Source organism: Pseudidiomarina taiwanensis (assembly GCF_003987435.1).
In the GTDB taxonomy this organism is placed as follows: Bacteria; Pseudomonadota; Gammaproteobacteria; order Enterobacterales; family Alteromonadaceae; genus Pseudidiomarina; species Pseudidiomarina taiwanensis.
In genome coordinates this window covers 177,679-195,578 of sequence record NZ_PIQG01000005.1, presented here as the reverse complement: position 1 = coordinate 195,578, position 17,900 = coordinate 177,679, and the positions used below count along the sequence as shown (strand labels likewise).

The following is a 17,900-nucleotide window of genomic DNA, read 5'->3' as shown; positions in this document are numbered from 1 at the left end:
CCCATGACAACCTCATCAGTTCAACAGCAACAAGCCCAAGCGTTACAACAACAGTGGCAGCAAGACCTGCGCTGGCAGGGAATCACTCGCGGTTACAGCGCTGAAGATGTCATCAAACTGCGTGGTAGTTTTCAACCAGAGTATTCTTATGCACGCCGCGGTGCCGAAAAATTGTGGCAACTGGTAAACGGTGGTGCACAAGAGAAGTTTGGCAAAAATTATGTCAATGCCTTGGGCGCATTAACCGGCGGCCAAGCAGTGCAGCAAGTCAAAGCTGGCTTACAAGCGATCTACTTGTCAGGTTGGCAAGTGGCTGCTGACAATAATAGTGCGATGAGCATGTATCCCGACCAATCCCTTTACCCGGTAGATTCGGTGCCAACTGTGGTCGAGCGTATTAATAATTCTTTTGCGCGCGCTGATCAAATTCAGTGGAGCAAAGGTATTAGCGCTGATGATGACAACTACATTGACTATTTCGCACCCATCGTGGCCGATGCTGAAGCTGGCTTCGGAGGCGTACTCAATGCCTATGAGCTCATGCTGAATATGATTCGTGCAGGAGCTGCAGGAGTGCACTTTGAAGACCAACTCGCTGCGGTGAAAAAGTGCGGACATATGGGCGGCAAGGTGCTGGTTCCCACCCAAGAAGCGGTGCAAAAACTGATTGCTGCTCGACTGGCTGCAGATGTTGCGGGAGTACCGACCTTAATTCTTGCTCGAACGGATGCCAATGCGGCTGACTTATTAACATCAGATGTTGATCCGAATGACCAGCCATTTTGCACTGGTGAGCGCACTAGCGAAGGCTTCTACCGAGTCCGTCCGGGCATAGATCAAGCCATTTCACGTGGCCTCGCCTATGCACCTTATGCAGACTTACTCTGGTGTGAAACGGCCAAACCCGACTTGGAGGAAGCACGCAAATTTGCAGAGGCAATCCACGCCAAGTATCCAGGGAAACTGCTTGCTTACAACTGCTCACCGTCATTTAACTGGAAGCGCAATTTGGATGATGAAACGATTGCCAAGTTCCAACGCGAGCTCGCTGCAATGGGTTATCGCTTCCAGTTCATTACTCTCGCTGGCGTGCACAATATGTGGTACCACATGTTTGAGCTCGCGCATGACTATGCCCGTAACGATATGTCTGCCTATGTGAAGCTGCAGCAACAAGAATTTGCAGCGGCTGATAAAGGGTATACTTTTGTCTCTCATCAGCAAGAGGTGGGTACGGGCTATTTCGATGACGTGACTACGGTTATCCAAGGAGGGAGTTCTTCAGTTACCGCTCTCACCGGCTCGACCGAGGAAGAACAATTCCGTTCAGCCTGATGTAATTATCTTGTTACATAGAAAGTTTAAAACAAATCCAGTTGCAGCCTTCTGCAACTGGATTTTTGTGCTAGACTCCGCGCGCCTGATAACCCTGCCCCTCGAAGGAAAAAGATATGTGGCTCGTCTTTGCCGCGCTAACCGCGTTACTCGTTTCGCCGACAGCTGCCGCTGCCGCTGCCGATAGTACAACACTGAATCTAACTCAAACAGCCATCGGCTTAAGCGCGCTGATTATCTTCGTCGCTGCCTACCTATTGGTTATGGGTGAAGAACGACTCCATATGCGCAAATCCAAACCGGTCTTAGTTGCCGCTGGACTCATTTGGATGATGCTTGGCTATGTCTACACCCAAAATGGCATGTCGCATATCGCAGAAGATGCATTTCGTCATAATCTACTCGAATTCGCCGAACTGATGCTGTTTCTTTTAGTTGCGATGACCTATATCAACGCCATGGAAGAGCGCCGGTTATTCGATGGGTTGCGCGCTTGGTTGGTCCGCAAACAGTTTAGCTATCGGCAATTATTTTGGATTTCGGGTGGGCTCGCATTTTTTATCTCGCCAATCGCTGACAACTTAACCACTGCACTTTTGATGTGTGCCGTGATTATGAAAGTTGCGCCGGATGATAAGCGCTTCATCGCCCTAACCAGCATTAGTATCGTGGTTGCGGCCAATGCCGGAGGCGCCTTTAGCCCATTTGGCGATATCACCACCTTGATGGTATGGCAAGCAGGTCTGGTTGAGTTTCAAGAGTTCTTGGTGCTATTTATTCCCTCGCTTGTGAACTACCTGGTCCCAGCTTTAATTATGAACTTCTTCATTAAAAATAAGCGTCCTGAAGCGCTCGATGAAGAAGTCGAATTAAAGCGCGGCGCGCTTCGAATTACCTTTTTATTCTTATTAACCATCGCAACCGCTGTTGCCTGTCACATCCTGCTGCACTTACCACCGGTGTTAGGCATGATGATGGGGCTTGGTTACTTACAATTTTTTGGATACTTCTTACGCATGACGCTCCCAGGCTCTTTGGCGCGCAAAAAGGCGATGGCCGAGCGTGAGGGCGATGTGCAAAAACTAAAACGGCTTGGCGGCGTCGTGCCCTTTGACGTCTTTAGTCGGGTTTCACGGGCCGAATGGGATACCTTATTGTTCTTCTACGGCATTGTGATGTGTGTCGGTGGACTGAGTCTCATTGGCTATCTGCACCTTCTTTCGGATAGCTTATACAATGGCTGGGGCGCGACTGAGGCAAATATTTCACTTGGCTTAATTTCAGCGTTAATTGATAACATTCCGGTGATGTTCGCAGTGCTGACCATGCAGCCTGATATGTCGCACGGACAATGGCTGCTGATCACTCTCACTGCAGGCACCGGCGGTAGCCTTTTATCCATTGGTTCTGCTGCAGGGGTGGCACTGATGGGGCAAGCGCGAGGGATTTACACTTTTGCAGCACATCTAAAGTGGGCGCCCGCTATTTTACTTGGTTACATCGCCAGTGTTTGGGTACATATGACCCTCAACCGAGAGTTATTTAATCTGTTCGGTTAAACCTAATGGTTTGCGGATAGGGAAAAACATCTGGAGTCACGCCGTTATTAATCTGAGCTTGTTGACTCCGCCAATAGTGCGGATCGACAAGCTCGGGATGATGCTTTAAAAATAATTTGCGGTGGTCTGGATTTGGAATTGAAAAAGTCGGTAGCTGGGCTGGGAAAACATCATCTGGTCCAGCACCAAAGTTGACTTCGCTTTCGTCCGGTAGTGGATAAAAAGCCATATCCGTTAGATAACGCACTTCATCATAGTCATAGAAAACCACGCGCCGATGTCGTGTCAGACCAAAGTTTTTTATCAACATATCGCCCGGAAATATATTCGCTGCAATCATATCCTTAATCGCTTGCCCATAATCAGCAAGAGCGAGCTCAGCTTCACTCGCATCCGCTTGTTCTAAAAACAGATTCAGCGGTACCATGCGCCGCTCAACGAATAAATGCTTGATAATCACTTTATCGTCTTGAAATTCGAGCGAGCCTGCGATGGTCTGGTTAAGCTCTGCAAGTAATTCGGTCGCAAAACGCGCTCGTGGTATGGCTACATCAGTAAATTCATAAGTATCCGCCATCCGCCCTGCGCGATCGTGCTGCTTAACCATACGATAGCGATCGATCACGGTTTGTCTAGACATGGCTTTGTTACCACCGAAGCGATCTTTAATGACTTTAAAAACATACGGAAACGACGGTAGGGTAAAAACTTCCATGACCATCCCTTTCACACCAGCGGCGGATACCAACTCCTCCGCTTGATTCGGTTGCTCAAGGAGGGCTAAAAACTCGCGGTAAAACTCGGTTTTACTTTGCTTATGAAAACCAATCGCCGAGTACAGCTCTGCTTTGGTTTTGTTCGGTAGTAATTGCTTTAAAAACTCCACCAAAGCTGATGGCGCTCGCGTTTCGACGAAAAAATAGGTTCGAGCAAAGCCAAAAATAATCGCCATTTGTTGACGGTCAGTAATCAACGCATCAACATAGACGGTGCCTTCACTGGTTCGCAGAATCGGTAAGATAAAGGGCAGCATTTGAGTTTCCGTGACCAAACGCCCCACGATATACGCTGCCTTATTGCGGTAAAATGGATGGCGTAACACATCAATTCGAAACGCCTCTGAAATAAGAACACTGGCATCAAGCTCTGCAGCGAAGGCTGCAACGAGCAGCTCAATGTCTAGCCCAAGGTTAGCAAAATCACAGCCTAAATCTGTTTGCTCGAGGATCCGTTGCATCGTTCCCGCCATCCCCTCAATAATCGGAAAGTAAGAGCGATACTCGGTTTCCATCGCTTGCGGTAATCCCGCCTCAAGCGTTGAGTTAACAAAAATATACGCATTGTTGAAATAGCGACGGTGATACAAATGGCAAAAAACCGAATTGTAAAATGTTTCGGCAAGTTCGGCTTGTGGGTGAAAACACAATAAGCGCTGGTAATACTGACGCGTTTCTTGCCACACCTCAGGATCAAAGGTTTGCTGAGTTAGTTGAGCAAGCTGTACGGTCGTCGCTTGGACGCGCTGATCATAAAAATGAATACGTTCCCGGCTTGCCTCGTGCATGGCTTGCCAATCACCTTTCGCAAAATAGCGACCTGCACTCGCGGTAACTGCTTGGAAACGCTGGTAGTGTTGGTGAAAACCATCAAGTATGGCGCGGGCAAGGGTCTCTGAATTCATTCAGTTCAAGCCTAGAAGTTACGATCCGCTGCCGTATCAGCGACCACCTGCCGGAACCAACGATGGCCTGCATCGTGCTGCAGTAAAGGGCTCCAAATCATTTGCAACTCGAGCTGGTCAATGGCAAATGGTGGGCGTTTAACCACTAACTCATCATCATCTTTATAAAGCATCGCTGCGCGCGTCGGCAGGGTTGCAATTAACCCTTGTCGGGCAAGATGCATGGCCACATGATAGTTGCGCGTAAAGACCCGAATCTCGCGTTTACACCCGAGTTTGGCAAGCGCCTCATCAACCCAGCCAAGCTTTTGCACGTCATGAGGATCCATCCCCACGCCAACTCCAAAACCAGTCTTACTTACCCATACATGCTCGAATTTCAGGTAGTTTTCGAGTGAGTAAGTACTTAGCAACGGATGGTCTCGGCGCATCAAGCAACTAAAATCATCTTCCCACAGTGCTTTTTGATGAAACGATTGTGGGAGTTTTTCAAAGCGGTTAATGGCCAAATCAACTTTACCGTTTTCAACATCATGAAAGCTGATATCACTGGGGGTCATAATATCAAGGCTCACCGCTGGAGCCTCTGCTTTTAGGCGCGCCAAAAGTGGCGGCATGAGGGTCGAGGCAGCATAGTCAGAGGCCATAATTCGGAAGACCCGCTGGCTACTCACAGCCTCAAATTCCCGTGCTGGCTGGACCATTTCTTCAACCGAGTACAATATGCCACGCACCGCATCCTGCATCGCTAAAGCGCGCTCTGTCGGTAACATCCCCTCACTTGTGCGCACCAAAATCGGATCATTTAAGAGCGTCCGCAAACGCTTTAAGCCATTACTCATCGCGGGTTGGGTAATATTCAGCTGTGCCGCAGCTTTGGTGACATTGCGCTCTCGCAGCAAGACATCAAGGTACACCAGAAGGTTAAGATCAATATCTTTTATATTATTCATAGAAAAAATAAATCCCGCTATACGAATATAGCGGGATTATAACGTGTTGATCAGGAAATTACAGTGCTCGCGCTTTAACTTTAGTCTTCCCAGAAATATGGCTGACGTGGCTCTGCTTGCGGCACAATTTGGTCGAGGGTATTGGCGTCAAACAAACGGCCATTGACCATAGTGTGGGTTACCCGATCAGTCACGCGGATATCTGCTAACGGATCACCATCGATGACGATGATATCTGCTAACTTACCTGGCTCAAGTGAGCCAAGCTGATGATCCATCCCAAACTCTTTGGCCGGATTAATGGTGGCCGTTGCCAGTGCTTGCAATGGCGTCATACCCCCCTGCGCCATCATCCAAATTTCCCAATGTTGAGCAAGCCCTTCACGCTGACCGTGCGCACCTGCCACGACATTTACACCATTATTTGCCAGGCGCGTTGCGACTTCAGCGTTATGGATGTGGTTATAGTGGTTGTGGGGTGCCTTCTCCCGACGCATTGCCTGACCGACAATCGCATCCGCTGGCACAAAACGTGTCAATTTCGGATGTTTCCAAACGTCAGTTTCAGCATACCAATAGTTTTCGCCCCAAATACCACCGTAAGCAACCCCAAGTGTCGGGGTGTAGCTTACATCTGTTTGCGTCCACAACTGTTCAATATCAGCATACATGGTAGCGACCGGAATCGAGTGCTCAATCGTGGTGTGGCCATCGACCACCATACTCAAGTTATGCTGCAATAATGAACCACCTTCGGGAACCACCATCATTCCAAGTTCACGTCCAGCTTGGATCACTTGCTGACGCTGGTTACGCCGCGGTTGGTTGTAACTCTTCACAGAGAATGCACCGACCTTTTGCAGCCGCTCGAGATGAAATTTTGCGTCCTCTAAACTATCGACATGCGCTGTATACCCGGGTCCATTTGCACCATACAGGATGGTCCCTGTCGAGAAAGTTCGTGGTGCTGCAATCAGGCCGGCTTTTTGATATTCACTCGCCGCAAATATCTCAGTGGTATCATTGGATGGATCGTGAATCGAGGTGACACCAAAGCCCAGATTGGCATGCATTTCCCAGTTCTGTTCCGGAATAATTTCGTTATCCCCTTGAGGGCCATGTGCATGCCCGTCAAATAGACCTGGCATAACCGTTTTACCGCGTGTATCAATAACCGTTGCGTTGGCAGGAACAGCCACATCAGCAGCTTCTCCTACCGCGATGATTTTATTGCCACGGGTGATGACTGTCCCCTGCTCAATCACGGTATCGCCGTTCATGGTGATCACTTGACCGCCAACAAAAGCAACGGTCTGGTCATGAATTGCGGCAGCTGCAGTAAAACTGATATCCAGCCCGTTTTCGATTTTACTAAACGCGCTGTCGGTATTTTTAATATCGAATAAACCGGCGACCGAGGCTTGATAGAGCTCAGGCCCGAGCGACCAATACAAGGACTCGCCATCCGCAGTCCAGGAAATATTCTCACCCGCACGGACACTCAACTGTTGCACCGGAAACTGCTTATCGGTTGGGCCAATTTTAATGGCTGCACCGCGCTCCACAAAAGGTGTCACGAATACCTTGAAGCGCTCGGCAAAAGCCAAGTGCTTACCGTCTGGAGAAACTCGAAACTCAGTCGCATGTTCAGCGCTATACAAGGTTCGTGTTTGTTTTGTTTGTAGATCAACCGAAATCAGCTCAGGAGTCGCTCCAAAGCTCATCAAAAAGACCCGATCAGAGCGGTCACCAAATTGTGGTTGGGTTCCTCGCTCACTGATTAAACGCGGCGTGGCGTTGGCCTCGAGCGATAAGTGATAAATACCCGGGTTCAGACCATACGTGTCGGGGGTGATATATCCGCCGCGAATTTTCCGATAGACGATGCTCTGACCATCTGGGGCGAATACTGGCTCAATAAATTTGCCTTTCCCCGTTGGCAAAATAGTCTCATTACCGGTACTGAGATCACGGACAACGATTTGCCCTTGTTGCTGGTCATCCCAGGTCACATAAGCAAGCTTTTGACCATCTCGAGAGTAGGTCGGATACAACTCCCAAGCTCCTTCACGCTCTGTTAATCGCTCAGGAGAGCCGCTGGGTAATGCACGCTGATACAGTTTACCCAAGGCTTCATAAACAACTTTGTCTCCAGTTGGCGCAACTTGCACCATCCGTAACATTTTTACTTTAAACTGGTCTTGGTCGAGATCGGTTTTAAAGCGCAGTGCGGTCTGGACCTGCTTCTGGGTTTCAACACTAAATGGGATCACGCTAACATGTCGAGAAGCGACATTTAGCTTCATAATTTTACCCTGAGCCCAAAATACAATGTGCTGACTGTCATTGGTCCAATCCATGGTCGGATACACACCATGAATCGCCCAGGTTTCTTGCATATCACGATCTAACTCACTATAGAGACGGGTATGCTCACCACTTTCAAGATCGTATAAATACAACACGCTATTGAAGTCTTCACGCTTGATATAGGCAAGGTATTTGCCATCCGGTGATGGCGTTGGACGAATTGCGCCCCCAGGGCCCGCGATGATTACATCAATATCGCCTGTCTCCCGCTCAAACCGCTTAATTTCGTAGATGCCTTCGAGAGAGTCTTTGCTGTAATGAAAGGTTTTTCCTGGCGTATCATCTTGCGAGAAATAGATATAACGACCATCCGGCGAAAAAGCCGGCTCACCGAGGTCTTTTTGATCGTTTGGACGTTCGGTTAACATCACTCCTTTGCCACCGCTGCGGTGATACATCCAGACTTCACCCGCACCAAGTGAGCGGCGCGCCGTGAAATGCTTTCGTGCCACGATAAATTCACTATCGGGACTCCAAGCTGGACTATTTAATAAACGAAATGTTTCGTCTGTAACTTGACGTTTATTACTGCCATCTGCATCCATTAACCAAATATTGTCGCCACCGTCGGCATCGGAGGTGTAAGCAATATATTTGCCGTCTGGTGAATAAACGGGTTGCATATCCCAAGCCATGCCGCCGACGAGTAACTCAGCATCGCCGCCACTGGCGGGCATGCGATAAATATCACCTAACAGGTCAAAGACAATGTACTTGCCATCCGGACTTAAATCGACATTCATCCAAGTCCCTTCGTTGACGTTTATATCAACCTGCTTAAACTCGCCCATAGGATTGTTTACATCCCAATCGTCGTTTGCTTGAGCTGAAGTGATCCCGATAGACGCGGCAAAAGCCGCGCCGACGCATAGCGCCAGCGCAGAATATTTCATTTTTAACACCTTTGAATTGAGACGCCGAAGTTGGCGGTATTATTTCTTAGCGATGACCCACACCGCGTGCACGATACCAGGTACGTAACCACACAGCGTCAGTAAGATATTGAGCCAAAAATGCCCGCCGATGCCCACTTGTAAAAAAACACCGAGTGGAGGCAGTAAAATTGCGATAATAATCCGAATAAAGTCAGCCATCTCTTTTTCCTTTTAATTGTTATTGCTGAGGCGGATATTTTGCCGCCTCGCCTTGTGCCGGGATAGTCCGCAAGATGAATTCACGTAAGTCTTCATTGGCTTTACGCAGATCTTCACTACGCAGGTACATCATGTGACCACTGCGATAGCCTTTGAACTCAAAACGGTCTGCCATCTTGCCGCTTGGATCAATGTGCCACATGTTATATTTGCCATCAAAATAATTTGTCGCACCATCGTAATAGCCCGATTGCGTTAGCACATGCAAATATGGGTTAGCACGCATGGCTTCGCCTAATTGATGACCGGTTTCATTCCCGCTGCGGTCCCAAGGATGAACTGGACCAAACATGTTGTACTTCACATCAGTTTGGTAGTTCAACACTTCACGCATGTAATAGTTAATGGCTGGCGTGAACGAGTGTAACCATGAAGTTAACTCAGCATTGTAATCGGGTCGAGCGCCGACGTCGGTGCGATCAATGCCAAGATAACGTGAGTCTAGGCGACCGATTGTTTGGCCTCTATCGCGAAGTAACTCCTTCCAAAAGAACCAAGTATCGATATCGAGGTTAGTCTGTAACACCACGTTTTTGTCGATACCTGAGTATTTCGCAACCTGCGCGGCGACTTGCTCACGTTCAGCCGCGGGTAGCATCGAGCCTTTTGCCAAAGCGGGTAAGTAAGTATCGAGGGTGTACTTCTCAACCATTGGTAGGAACTCAAGCAAATCCATATTGAGGAATTCTTCATCAAGTGCCTTGTGATACCAAGCTGCGGCCGCGAAGTATGGGAGACGGTTTGCCGCTTTCACTGGACCACTGCGATCAATGCCCAAATCGGTTGGCGAGACCAAAATCACCCCATTGAAATACATCCATTGGCGATTCTGTAGCTCGAGCGCAAGACCTGAGACACGGGTAGTCCCGTAACTTTCACCAATTAAATATTTAGGTGACTGCCAACGATTATGGCGTGTTACAAAGGTATTGATCCAATCGGCGAGGTATTTCACATCCGCATTCACTCCGAAAAACATGTCTTTTTGTTTTTCACGCGATGGCATTTCGCCTTTGCTATTAGGTAATACGCGTGAATAGCCCGTATTTACCGGATTCACGAATACGATGTCGGCGACATCAAGCACTGAATGAGGGTTATCTTTTACGCCGTAAGGCATAATTGGGAAGCCTTCATCGTCAACGCGCAATGACTTCGGCCCAGTGTAAGCAATATGCATCCAGACCGATGCAGAGCCTGGGCCCCCATTAAAGCTAATTAAAAGTGGCCGCTCGGCTTTGCTTTTGACATCCATCCGCTCGTAATAGGTGAAGTGGAGCGCAGCAGTGGCTTCGCCCTCTGCGTTAAACACAGGCTGGGTACCTGTAGTGGCGCGGTACTCAAAACGCTCACCATTAATCCGAGCGCGATGCTCGGTCACCACGACATCGTCCGCAGGTAACTTGGCGACAGGAAGTTCATCGGCTACGGCAACCGATCCTGTCGGATTGAACATAAATAAAGCTGCTATCGCTGTCGCAGCAAACCAAGAACGTTTCATAGTTACCTCTCGTCTTATTAGTCAATTGATTGTCATTTAAGGCAATCGCTGTTGAAAGCTCAAGTAGCCTGCGACCAATGCGCTGTTTTCATCGTTGATATCAACTCAACAGCGCACTCCAAAGCAAAAACCCCAGCGCAAATAGCGTTAAGTACAACACACCGATCCAGCCATAAACTCGCCATTTCAAAGCCAACGGTTGGCGATGAGCAAGTGAGAAGTTTAGCCATGCAAAAAATGGTGTCGTTATAAAAGCTAAGGTCATCGCAAATGTCAGCATAGGGCCTAAAGCACCGCGGAAAAACATAATCAGCGCAAGCCCTGCGATGGCTTGTAAAATTAACCAGCCTGCCTCTGACATTTGCCAGTTCGGCTTATCGCCGTGTTGGCCTATCACTCGAAAACTCTCGCGCAACGTCCGGGCATAGCCATCAAGCACTGCAAGCGTGGTCCCAAACATACATAAAAAGGCAATTGCGCCAACTAAATACTCTGACCAAGGTCCAATAGTATCGCGATACATGGCCACAAATTGCGATGCGAACTGGCCACCTGCCATTGCCACAGGTTGCGGGTTACCGAACTGTATTAATGCCCCGAGGGCCAAGAATAGCAAGGCCAGCACTGCCGTGACCCAATAGCCAAGATTAAAGTCGAACAAGCAGTCGCGTAAACTCAAGTTCATGAGTTTTTGCTTACTGCGAATCCATAACGAGTTAATGGCCGATAATTCAATCGGAACGGGCATCCACCCCATCATTGCCACTAAAAATCCAAGCGCAGCAAGTTCCCATGGCGAGGGTGAAATAAAATCAGCCGGGGGCGAAGTATCTTGTTGCCAAGCAATCGCGACTGCCACAATAGTCGCCACAGTTAAACTAAACATAATTAGCTTAGCGAGCCGATCAAGGCTGCGATAATGCCCAGCTAATAGCAACGCAACACATATCGCTAGTAAACCTGCACTGATTAGATTAAGAGACCAACTGTCGGGTAAAAACAGCTTCAATAAACTGGCTGTCAGTAACAGCACCCCTGCCGTGTTGACCACAGCGCCAATCAAATTCAATAAGATAAAGGTCCGCAGATACCATGGACCTTTGCGATAGTACCCTGCAATTAAGCTTTCTTGATTGTTGAGCGTGTAAGTGACACCAAACCGGAAGAAAGGGTATTTGATCACATTGACCAGTAAAATCAGCCACCATAACTGCCAGCCGAATAACGCCCCTGCTTGAGTTGAGGCGACTAAGTGCGAGCCACCTACCGCTGCGGCAGATAGAATAATACCGGGCCCGAGTGCGCGCCAACGCGATGACGCAGGTAGATTGTTTGATTGCTGTGATGTTGCCATTGTTATTGTCATTAGAAGCAAGTTGCGATTTAGCATAGCTTGCTTTGCCACCAAAACGAAATCAACTTGAGTTATAATCAGCGACATTTCAACGACAACAACTCAACGACACTGGAACAGGACACTATGACCATCAAAGTGGGGATTAATGGTTTGGGGCGGATCGGTCGCTTAGCCGTTCGTGCCATTATGGCAGAGCCAGCGCTGCAACTTGTGCAAGTAAATGACCCTGCAGGTGATGCAGCGACATTTGCTCACCTGATCCAATTTGATTCGGTGCATGGTCGCTGGTCGCATGATGCCGCTCATGATGGCGATAACTTGCTCCTCAACCAACAAAAAATAGTCTGTAGCCGAGCATCTAAAATAGACGAGGTTGATTGGAGCCAATGTGATGTTGTAATCGAGGCCTCAGGCAAATTTAAACAACAGCAGGTGTTACAAGCTTATCTTGCCCAGGGTGTAAAACGCGTCGTGGTCACGGCCCCTGTTAAGGAGGAAGGTGTTCTCAACGTGGTGATGGGAGTGAATCAGCACTTATTTGATCCCACTCAACACCGTATTGTGACCGCAGCATCATGCACGACCAACTGCCTTGCGCCAGTGATTAAAGTGCTACAAGAAAATATCGGTATTGTGCATGGGTCGATGACGACGATTCACGATATCACCAATACCCAGTCTATTCTGGATAGCGCCCACAAAGACTTGCGCCGAGCCCGAGCTTGCGGAGAGAGCTTGATTCCAACAACTACGGGATCAGCTAAAGCGATCGGTATGATTTTTCCAGAGCTTGCTGGCAAATTAAATGGTCATGCGGTGCGCGTGCCACTCGCCAACGCCTCGTTAACAGATTGTGTGTTTGAGATGCAACGCCCAACTTCGGTCACCGAGGTGAACCAACTTTTTGCAGATGCCGCGAATGGCGAACTGAAGGGCATTTTGGGTTATGAGACACGGCCTTTAGTCTCTGTCGATTATCGCAGTGACCCTCGCTCGAGTATTATCGATGCGCTGTCCACTATGGTTGTTAATGAGACCCAGTTAAAAGTCTACGCTTGGTATGACAATGAATGGGGTTACACCATGCGCACAGTTGAGCTTGCGAAGTTGGTTGGGCAAGCCGATCAGCTATGATTGCGAAGTTTAAAAGCCTCTCAGACGCCGTTCGACAATATCTTCTGATCACTGCCAACTACTGGGTTTTCACCCTCACCGACGGTGCGCTGCGGATGTTGGTGGTGCTTTATTTCTATCAACTTGGCTACGACGCACTGAGCATCGCGATGCTCTTTATTTTTTATGAAGCATTTGGGGTGGTGACGAATCTCGTCGGCGGTTGGTTAGGCGCTCGCTTTGGTCTGAATCGAACGATGCAAGTTGGGGCCTTACTGCAAATCATTGCTCTACTCATGCTGGCCGTTCCAGACGTTTGGCTTGGCATGATCTGGGTCATGGCCGCGCAGGCCCTTTCTGGGATTGCCAAAGACCTGAATAAAATGAGTGCCAAAAGTGCCATTAAACTGCTTATTCCAGCGGCGCAACAAGGCCGCCTTTATCGGTGGGTGGCGTTATTAACGGGTTCAAAAAATACTCTCAAAGGCGTAGGCTTTTTCATCGGAGGGGTATTACTCGCCACAGTCGGGTTTCAGCTTGCTGTTACAGCACTCGCCGCTGCACTTGCGCTAATGGCATTATGCAGTTGGCTCTATTTACGAGGCGAGTTAGGAACGAGCTCCGCCAAACCTAAATTCCGCGAAGTATTTTCGACCAGTCGTGCGATTAACCTGCTCTCAGCTGCGCGATTATTTTTATTCGCTGCCCGTGATATCTGGTTCGTGGTCGCGATACCTGTCTACTTCAGTACCGAATTAGACTGGGGCAACGGCCAAGTCGGGAGCTTTATGGCGCTTTGGATTATTGGCTATGGCGTGATTCAAGCGCTGGTTCCGCATTTTAAGCTGGCCCCGAATGCGGTGAGTTGGGCCTTAGTGACCATGAGTATTCCAACCTTGATCGTCGCTGCACTAAATTTCGGGTGGCCCGCCGAGTTATCGCTAATCATCGGTTTGCTCGCTTTTGCAATCATCTTTGCGATTAACTCAGCCCTGCATAGCTATCTCATCGTTTCATACGCACGTGCCGATGGGGTCTCTCTGGATGTCGGCTTTTATTACATGGCGAATGCCCTAGGCCGCTTATTGGGTACCCTTCTATCTGGTGCACTTTACCAAAGCCATGGACTAACGGCCTGCCTAATTGGCTCCGCGATTTTACTGGCTCTATCTGCTATTTGTGCAACCGGCTTACCGCGCCAGCCAGCCATAAAAAATGGGGCATAATGCCCCATTTTATACAGACCAACTAAACGGTGATTAGAACCGATAGCTCACTTTTCCATAGAGATAACGGCCAGTAAAGCCGAAGGCTGAGAAGCCTGAGTATGGGAAGATATTTGCGAAGGTTGTAACATCCTCAATATTGTAACGTGTTGCGCGAGGGTATACATCAAAGATGTTATTGGCACCCACTGCAACGTTGATGTTATCTGTCACTGCGATATTTACATCAAGGTCTGTCACCCACTCGCTTGGAATAATCTCATTGCGAGCTGCGATTGATGATGGATCTTCAACTTCACCATAACGTGTTGTCCGCAACGTTGCGTTGTAGATATCGTAGTTCCAGGTCACGCCAAGGTTGATCTTATCGCTCGGGGTCCCCGTCTCAAAACGACGTAGCTCGACATCCGAGAACAAGTTGTCTTGGTCAAAACCTGCGCCTTGCAAGACCGCTGGTGGGGCAATGATATCGGTCACTTCGTTATCATTAATATTGAGCCCAGCGTTAAACAACAAGGTACCGTAACTATCCGTATCATAGGTGTAGGTGGTGACCACATCGACACCTTGCGTACGAGAGTCGATAGCGTTCAAGAAGAAACGTCCACTTACTGCGCCTGTTCCGGCTAGCAAGGTTTCAATTGCAGGACCTGACAGGTTGTTTGACAGCACGATCCGGTCATCGATATCAATGCGGTAAAAGTCTACTGACAAGTTAAAGTTAGCACTTGGCGAGTAGGTAATACCGGCACTGAAGTTAGTTGACTCTTCGGCATCAAGACCCGGACTACCGAGTGCTAACGCAACATCACTGCTTGGAGCGAAGGTTCCGGTTTCAGTCGGCACACTATCCACAAACACGGTTGCGATTGAAGTGAAGTTTTGCTGTTGCAACGACGGCGCCCGGAAACCAGTTGAGATTGAGCCGCGCAACGCCCAGTCTTGATTTAGCTCATAGCGATGCGACATCTTCCAGTTTACGGTGCTACCGAAATCTGAATAGTCCTCAAAACGCACAGCGACCGCAGCGTTCCAGTCCTCAGTAATGTTGGTATCTAAATCAACATAGAAGCTGTAGTTATGACGAGAGTTGCTACCTGCTGATTCTGGTGTGAACCCAGGGAATACCTGTGAACCTGCTGCACCAAATGGACCATCAACTGGATCAGTGACTACGCCACCTGGGCCAAAGGTTCCTTGGATATATGAGTTCGGCTCACCGGCAGTAATATCGTATGTCTCACGACGGTACTCAGCGCCGACTGCGACGTTGACTTCAGAATAGAACAAATCAGTGTCGACGAAGCGAGAGGCGTCAACGTTAAATACGGTTTGACCATATTCGAGACCACCAGCATCAAACTGGGTTTGGCTTGATGGCCCGAGCGATACGTTGAGTGTGTTAATCACGCTATAGTCGAGGTCATTCTGACCATGAGTGACCGAGACGTCATAGTTCCAATCACCTTGATAGCCACGAACCCCTGCGATCAATGACATATCTTTGATGTCGGTCTTGATCCGCGGTAAGAAACCATCTGGATAAATGCTCAGCACGTTGCGACTATCATTGGCACGACGGTAAAAACCTGCGCCAACTGAGTTGCGATTCCCCGCACTCGCCGTGACGTATAGTTCAGCACTATCCGTTAAGTATTTTCCGGCGTTAGCAAAAACAGAGAAATCGGTGACCGCACCATTACCAAACACATGGTTGTAACGATCAAAGGTTACTTCACGCGGGTCGAGCTCGCCATTCACCAAAGGATAGTTCTGACGTGGGTCATAGTCCGCACGATTGGCTTCACCACGGTCACGATATTCAGCCGCAACGTGAATGAAACCATCCGTACCGAGTTCAAACCCCATGTTTCCTCGCAGGGTCAAGGTTTGACCATCGGTGACTTCACGGTCACTTCCGGTTTGCAGTGACAAGCTGCCATTCTCAATGCTTACGCTGTCTAAATTAGGCACACCGTCCATCGTGGTGACATTGGCACCGTAAGTAACCGATACTTCACCGCCTTCTGGACTATCTTTTAGGACAATATTAATGACCCCGGCGATGGCATCAGAACCGTACTGTGCTGCAGCACCATCACGAAGTACTTCGATCCGTTTAATCGCATTGGCTGGAATTGTGTTCAAGTCAACCGCAGACGAGCCACGCCCCATCGAACCATTCAAGTTAAGTAGTGCTGAAGTATGACGACGCTTGCCGTTCACCAACACTAAGGTATGGTCCGGTGCAAGACCGCGAAGCTGGGCTGGACGGACATGGTCGGTACCATCGGTAATCGAAGGTTGCGGGAAGTTAAAACTCGGCAACAAAGTATTCAGAATCATATTGGTCTCAGTGAGACCCGTCGCCTTAATTGAATCTTCATCGATAATATCAATTGGCACGGGCGAATCACTGACGGTGCGACCTGCGCGACGGCTGCCCACAACATTGATACGCTCGACATCTTCTTGCGCACCATCGGCGCTTGCGCTCTCTTGCGCGACAGCACCTTGTATCGGCAACATCACTGCCATAATGGCGAGTGCTAGAGTATTGAACCTTCCTAATCCTGGTTTTTGATCAATTTGCATTGTTATTCTCCCAAGGGTTGAACGACATGTCTGAGCACAGTGCTCGACTAAAGGATCAAAATCGCACTTATCAGAGTTATTATGTTGTGGATTTGACTCTTAACGATTTAACACAGAGTTAGCTAATTTGAAAGCGCCTTATTGTGCTTTTGCACACTATTATAGCAATATGCATACTGCATCTGTTTTTTTGCGTAAGACTTTGGTTTTGTTTTAGAAGTATCAATCGAGTTTGCACGTTGATCGGGCAAACTCGAGCGGCGCTGCAGGTCCTACCCAGCCTGCTGAGCGATGTACCTCTTTGCGCTCAAAAATAGCCTGGCAACCCCCTCCAAAGTGAATGGTGTAATTGCTGAAATCTATCGTTTCAAGGCTCATAGCAACGCGTTCATTTGCGTTAATAAACGAGATCATGACATTTAAATCACGCATGTTTTGGCGATCAGGCGGGAGTGCAGCATGACTCGAAAAAGTCGTCACAAGAACTGCACTAACGAGACTCAACTTAATCCAATTTTGCATGTCGTTGACCACCTTTGTTCGTTTGACGGTTATAAGTAAGGTAGTTGATCTAACGCAGAACTGCGAACTTCTACAAAAGTTACAGCATGAGTTCAGCGATGACCAGATAACGGAGGAACTTGCCAAGGCTAACCAGCAGTAAAAACCAAATAAGTTTAATCCTCAGCACTCCGGCAATGACCGTGAGTGGGTCACCAATGACCGGCACCCAAGCAAAACACAGTGATAGCAGGCCATACTTAGTAAAACGCTGCTCCGCTTTTTGATACTCTTGTTCTGATAATTTTAGCCATTTCTTCACCAATTCAAAACTAGCCCAGTACCCCAGTGCATAGTTTGTAAGCGAACCAAGAACATTACCCACAGTGGCCACAGTCACTAACAGATTTGGGGAAAGATCATTGAGTAGAAGTGTTGTTAACACAATTTCAGAGCTTAATGGCAATATGGTTGCAGCGAGAAAAGCGGCGATGAACAAGCCAAGGTAGCCAAACTCAATAAAGGTTTCCATGAGACCTTAAAAAACTCTTGTCT

Annotated in this window: 13 protein-coding genes; 4 read left to right on the top strand and 9 right to left on the bottom strand. The window is 48.5% G+C overall.

The window, feature by feature from the left end; translation table 11 throughout:
- Nucleotides 1–3 precede the first annotated feature (3 nt).
- Together aceA and nhaD are read left to right on the top strand one after the other, a co-directional pair.
- Nucleotides 4–1,335 (top strand): isocitrate lyase, encoded by a 1,332-nt coding sequence (gene aceA / locus CWI83_RS10080; protein WP_126828623.1) that lies wholly within the window; start codon nt 4–6, stop codon nt 1,333–1,335.
- Nucleotides 1,336–1,451: 116 nt separating this feature from the next.
- The gene (gene nhaD, locus CWI83_RS10075) at nt 1,452–2,894 is read left to right on the top strand and encodes a sodium:proton antiporter NhaD (RefSeq protein ID WP_126828622.1); all 1,443 of its coding nucleotides are present in this window, start codon (nt 1,452–1,454) and stop codon (nt 2,892–2,894) included.
- Here nhaD and aceK read toward each other — a convergent pair.
- From aceK to CWI83_RS10045, 6 genes are all read right to left on the bottom strand, one after another.
- Complete coding sequence (gene aceK, locus CWI83_RS10070) at nt 2,878–4,575, bottom strand: bifunctional isocitrate dehydrogenase kinase/phosphatase (RefSeq protein WP_126828620.1); 1,698 nt, start codon at nt 4,573–4,575, stop codon at nt 2,878–2,880. The two genes, nhaD and aceK, sit on opposite strands and share 17 nt — an antisense overlap.
- A gap of 11 nt (nt 4,576–4,586) precedes the next feature.
- Entirely contained in the window at nt 4,587–5,528 is a 942-nt protein-coding gene (locus CWI83_RS10065; protein ID WP_126828618.1) for a LysR family transcriptional regulator, read from the bottom strand.
- Between the two features lie 80 nt (nt 5,529–5,608).
- Complete coding sequence (locus CWI83_RS10060) at nt 5,609–8,791, bottom strand: amidohydrolase family protein (protein WP_126828616.1); 3,183 nt, start codon at nt 8,789–8,791, stop codon at nt 5,609–5,611.
- Between the two features lie 39 nt (nt 8,792–8,830).
- Nucleotides 8,831–8,992, bottom strand: coding sequence for a YqaE/Pmp3 family membrane protein (locus tag CWI83_RS10055; RefSeq protein WP_126828615.1), 162 nt, complete (start codon nt 8,990–8,992; stop codon nt 8,831–8,833).
- A 19-nt stretch (nt 8,993–9,011) separates the two neighbouring features.
- Complete coding sequence (locus CWI83_RS10050) at nt 9,012–10,553, bottom strand: S10 family peptidase (RefSeq protein WP_126828613.1); 1,542 nt, start codon at nt 10,551–10,553, stop codon at nt 9,012–9,014.
- 100 nt (nt 10,554–10,653) lie between these two features.
- Nucleotides 10,654–11,907, bottom strand: a complete 1,254-nt coding sequence (locus tag CWI83_RS10045) for an NRAMP family divalent metal transporter (protein WP_126828611.1) — start codon at nt 11,905–11,907, stop codon at nt 10,654–10,656.
- 126 nt (nt 11,908–12,033) lie between these two features.
- On the opposite strand from CWI83_RS10045, the gene CWI83_RS10040 reads away from it, so the two are divergent.
- Both CWI83_RS10040 and arsJ read left to right on the top strand, forming a co-directional pair.
- The gene (locus CWI83_RS10040) at nt 12,034–13,044 is read left to right on the top strand and encodes an ArsJ-associated glyceraldehyde-3-phosphate dehydrogenase (RefSeq protein ID WP_126828609.1); all 1,011 of its coding nucleotides are present in this window, start codon (nt 12,034–12,036) and stop codon (nt 13,042–13,044) included.
- Nucleotides 13,041–14,249, top strand: a complete 1,209-nt coding sequence (gene arsJ, locus CWI83_RS10035; protein WP_126828607.1) for an organoarsenical effux MFS transporter ArsJ — start codon at nt 13,041–13,043, stop codon at nt 14,247–14,249. Before CWI83_RS10040 ends, arsJ begins: the two co-directional genes overlap by 4 nt.
- A gap of 33 nt (nt 14,250–14,282) precedes the next feature.
- Here the strand turns inward: arsJ and CWI83_RS10030 are convergent, their stop codons facing one another.
- The 3 genes from CWI83_RS10030 to CWI83_RS10020 all read right to left on the bottom strand — a co-directional run bounded on the left by CWI83_RS10030 (nt 14,283) and on the right by CWI83_RS10020 (nt 17,877).
- Nucleotides 14,283–16,778, bottom strand: a complete 2,496-nt coding sequence (locus CWI83_RS10030; RefSeq protein WP_420849397.1) for a TonB-dependent receptor plug domain-containing protein — start codon at nt 16,776–16,778, stop codon at nt 14,283–14,285.
- Nucleotides 16,779–17,066: 288 nt separating this feature from the next.
- Nucleotides 17,067–17,366: a ssr3402 family protein gene (locus CWI83_RS10025; RefSeq protein ID WP_198677291.1), complete on the bottom strand. Its 300-nt coding sequence runs from the start codon at nt 17,364–17,366 to the stop codon at nt 17,067–17,069.
- 79 nt (nt 17,367–17,445) lie between these two features.
- On the bottom strand, nt 17,446–17,877 hold the full coding sequence (locus CWI83_RS10020; RefSeq protein WP_126828603.1) for a YqaA family protein: 432 nt from the start codon (nt 17,875–17,877) through the stop codon (nt 17,446–17,448).
- Nucleotides 17,878–17,900 lie beyond the last annotated feature (23 nt).

Excerpts from the sequence above, each read along its gene's own strand:
- aceA (WP_126828623.1), top strand. The coding sequence starts at position 4 with ATGACAACCTCATCAGTTCAACAGCAACAAGCCCAAGCGTTACAACAA.
- nhaD (WP_126828622.1), top strand. The coding sequence starts at position 1,452 with ATGTGGCTCGTCTTTGCCGCGCTAACCGCGTTACTCGTTTCGCCGACA.
- aceK (WP_126828620.1), bottom strand. The coding sequence starts at position 4,575 with ATGAATTCAGAGACCCTTGCCCGCGCCATACTTGATGGTTTTCACCAA.
- CWI83_RS10065 (WP_126828618.1), bottom strand. The coding sequence starts at position 5,528 with ATGAATAATATAAAAGATATTGATCTTAACCTTCTGGTGTACCTTGAT.
- CWI83_RS10060 (WP_126828616.1), bottom strand. The coding sequence starts at position 8,791 with ATGAAATATTCTGCGCTGGCGCTATGCGTCGGCGCGGCTTTTGCCGCG.
- CWI83_RS10055 (WP_126828615.1), bottom strand. The coding sequence starts at position 8,992 with ATGGCTGACTTTATTCGGATTATTATCGCAATTTTACTGCCTCCACTC.
- CWI83_RS10050 (WP_126828613.1), bottom strand. The coding sequence starts at position 10,553 with ATGAAACGTTCTTGGTTTGCTGCGACAGCGATAGCAGCTTTATTTATG.
- CWI83_RS10045 (WP_126828611.1), bottom strand. The coding sequence starts at position 11,907 with ATGGCAACATCACAGCAATCAAACAATCTACCTGCGTCATCGCGTTGG.
- CWI83_RS10040 (WP_126828609.1), top strand. The coding sequence starts at position 12,034 with ATGACCATCAAAGTGGGGATTAATGGTTTGGGGCGGATCGGTCGCTTA.
- arsJ (WP_126828607.1), top strand. The coding sequence starts at position 13,041 with ATGATTGCGAAGTTTAAAAGCCTCTCAGACGCCGTTCGACAATATCTT.
- CWI83_RS10030 (WP_420849397.1), bottom strand. The coding sequence starts at position 16,778 with ATGTTGCCGATACAAGGTGCTGTCGCGCAAGAGAGCGCAAGCGCCGAT.
- CWI83_RS10025 (WP_198677291.1), bottom strand. The coding sequence starts at position 17,366 with ATGCAAAATTGGATTAAGTTGAGTCTCGTTAGTGCAGTTCTTGTGACG.
- CWI83_RS10020 (WP_126828603.1), bottom strand. The coding sequence starts at position 17,877 with ATGGAAACCTTTATTGAGTTTGGCTACCTTGGCTTGTTCATCGCCGCT.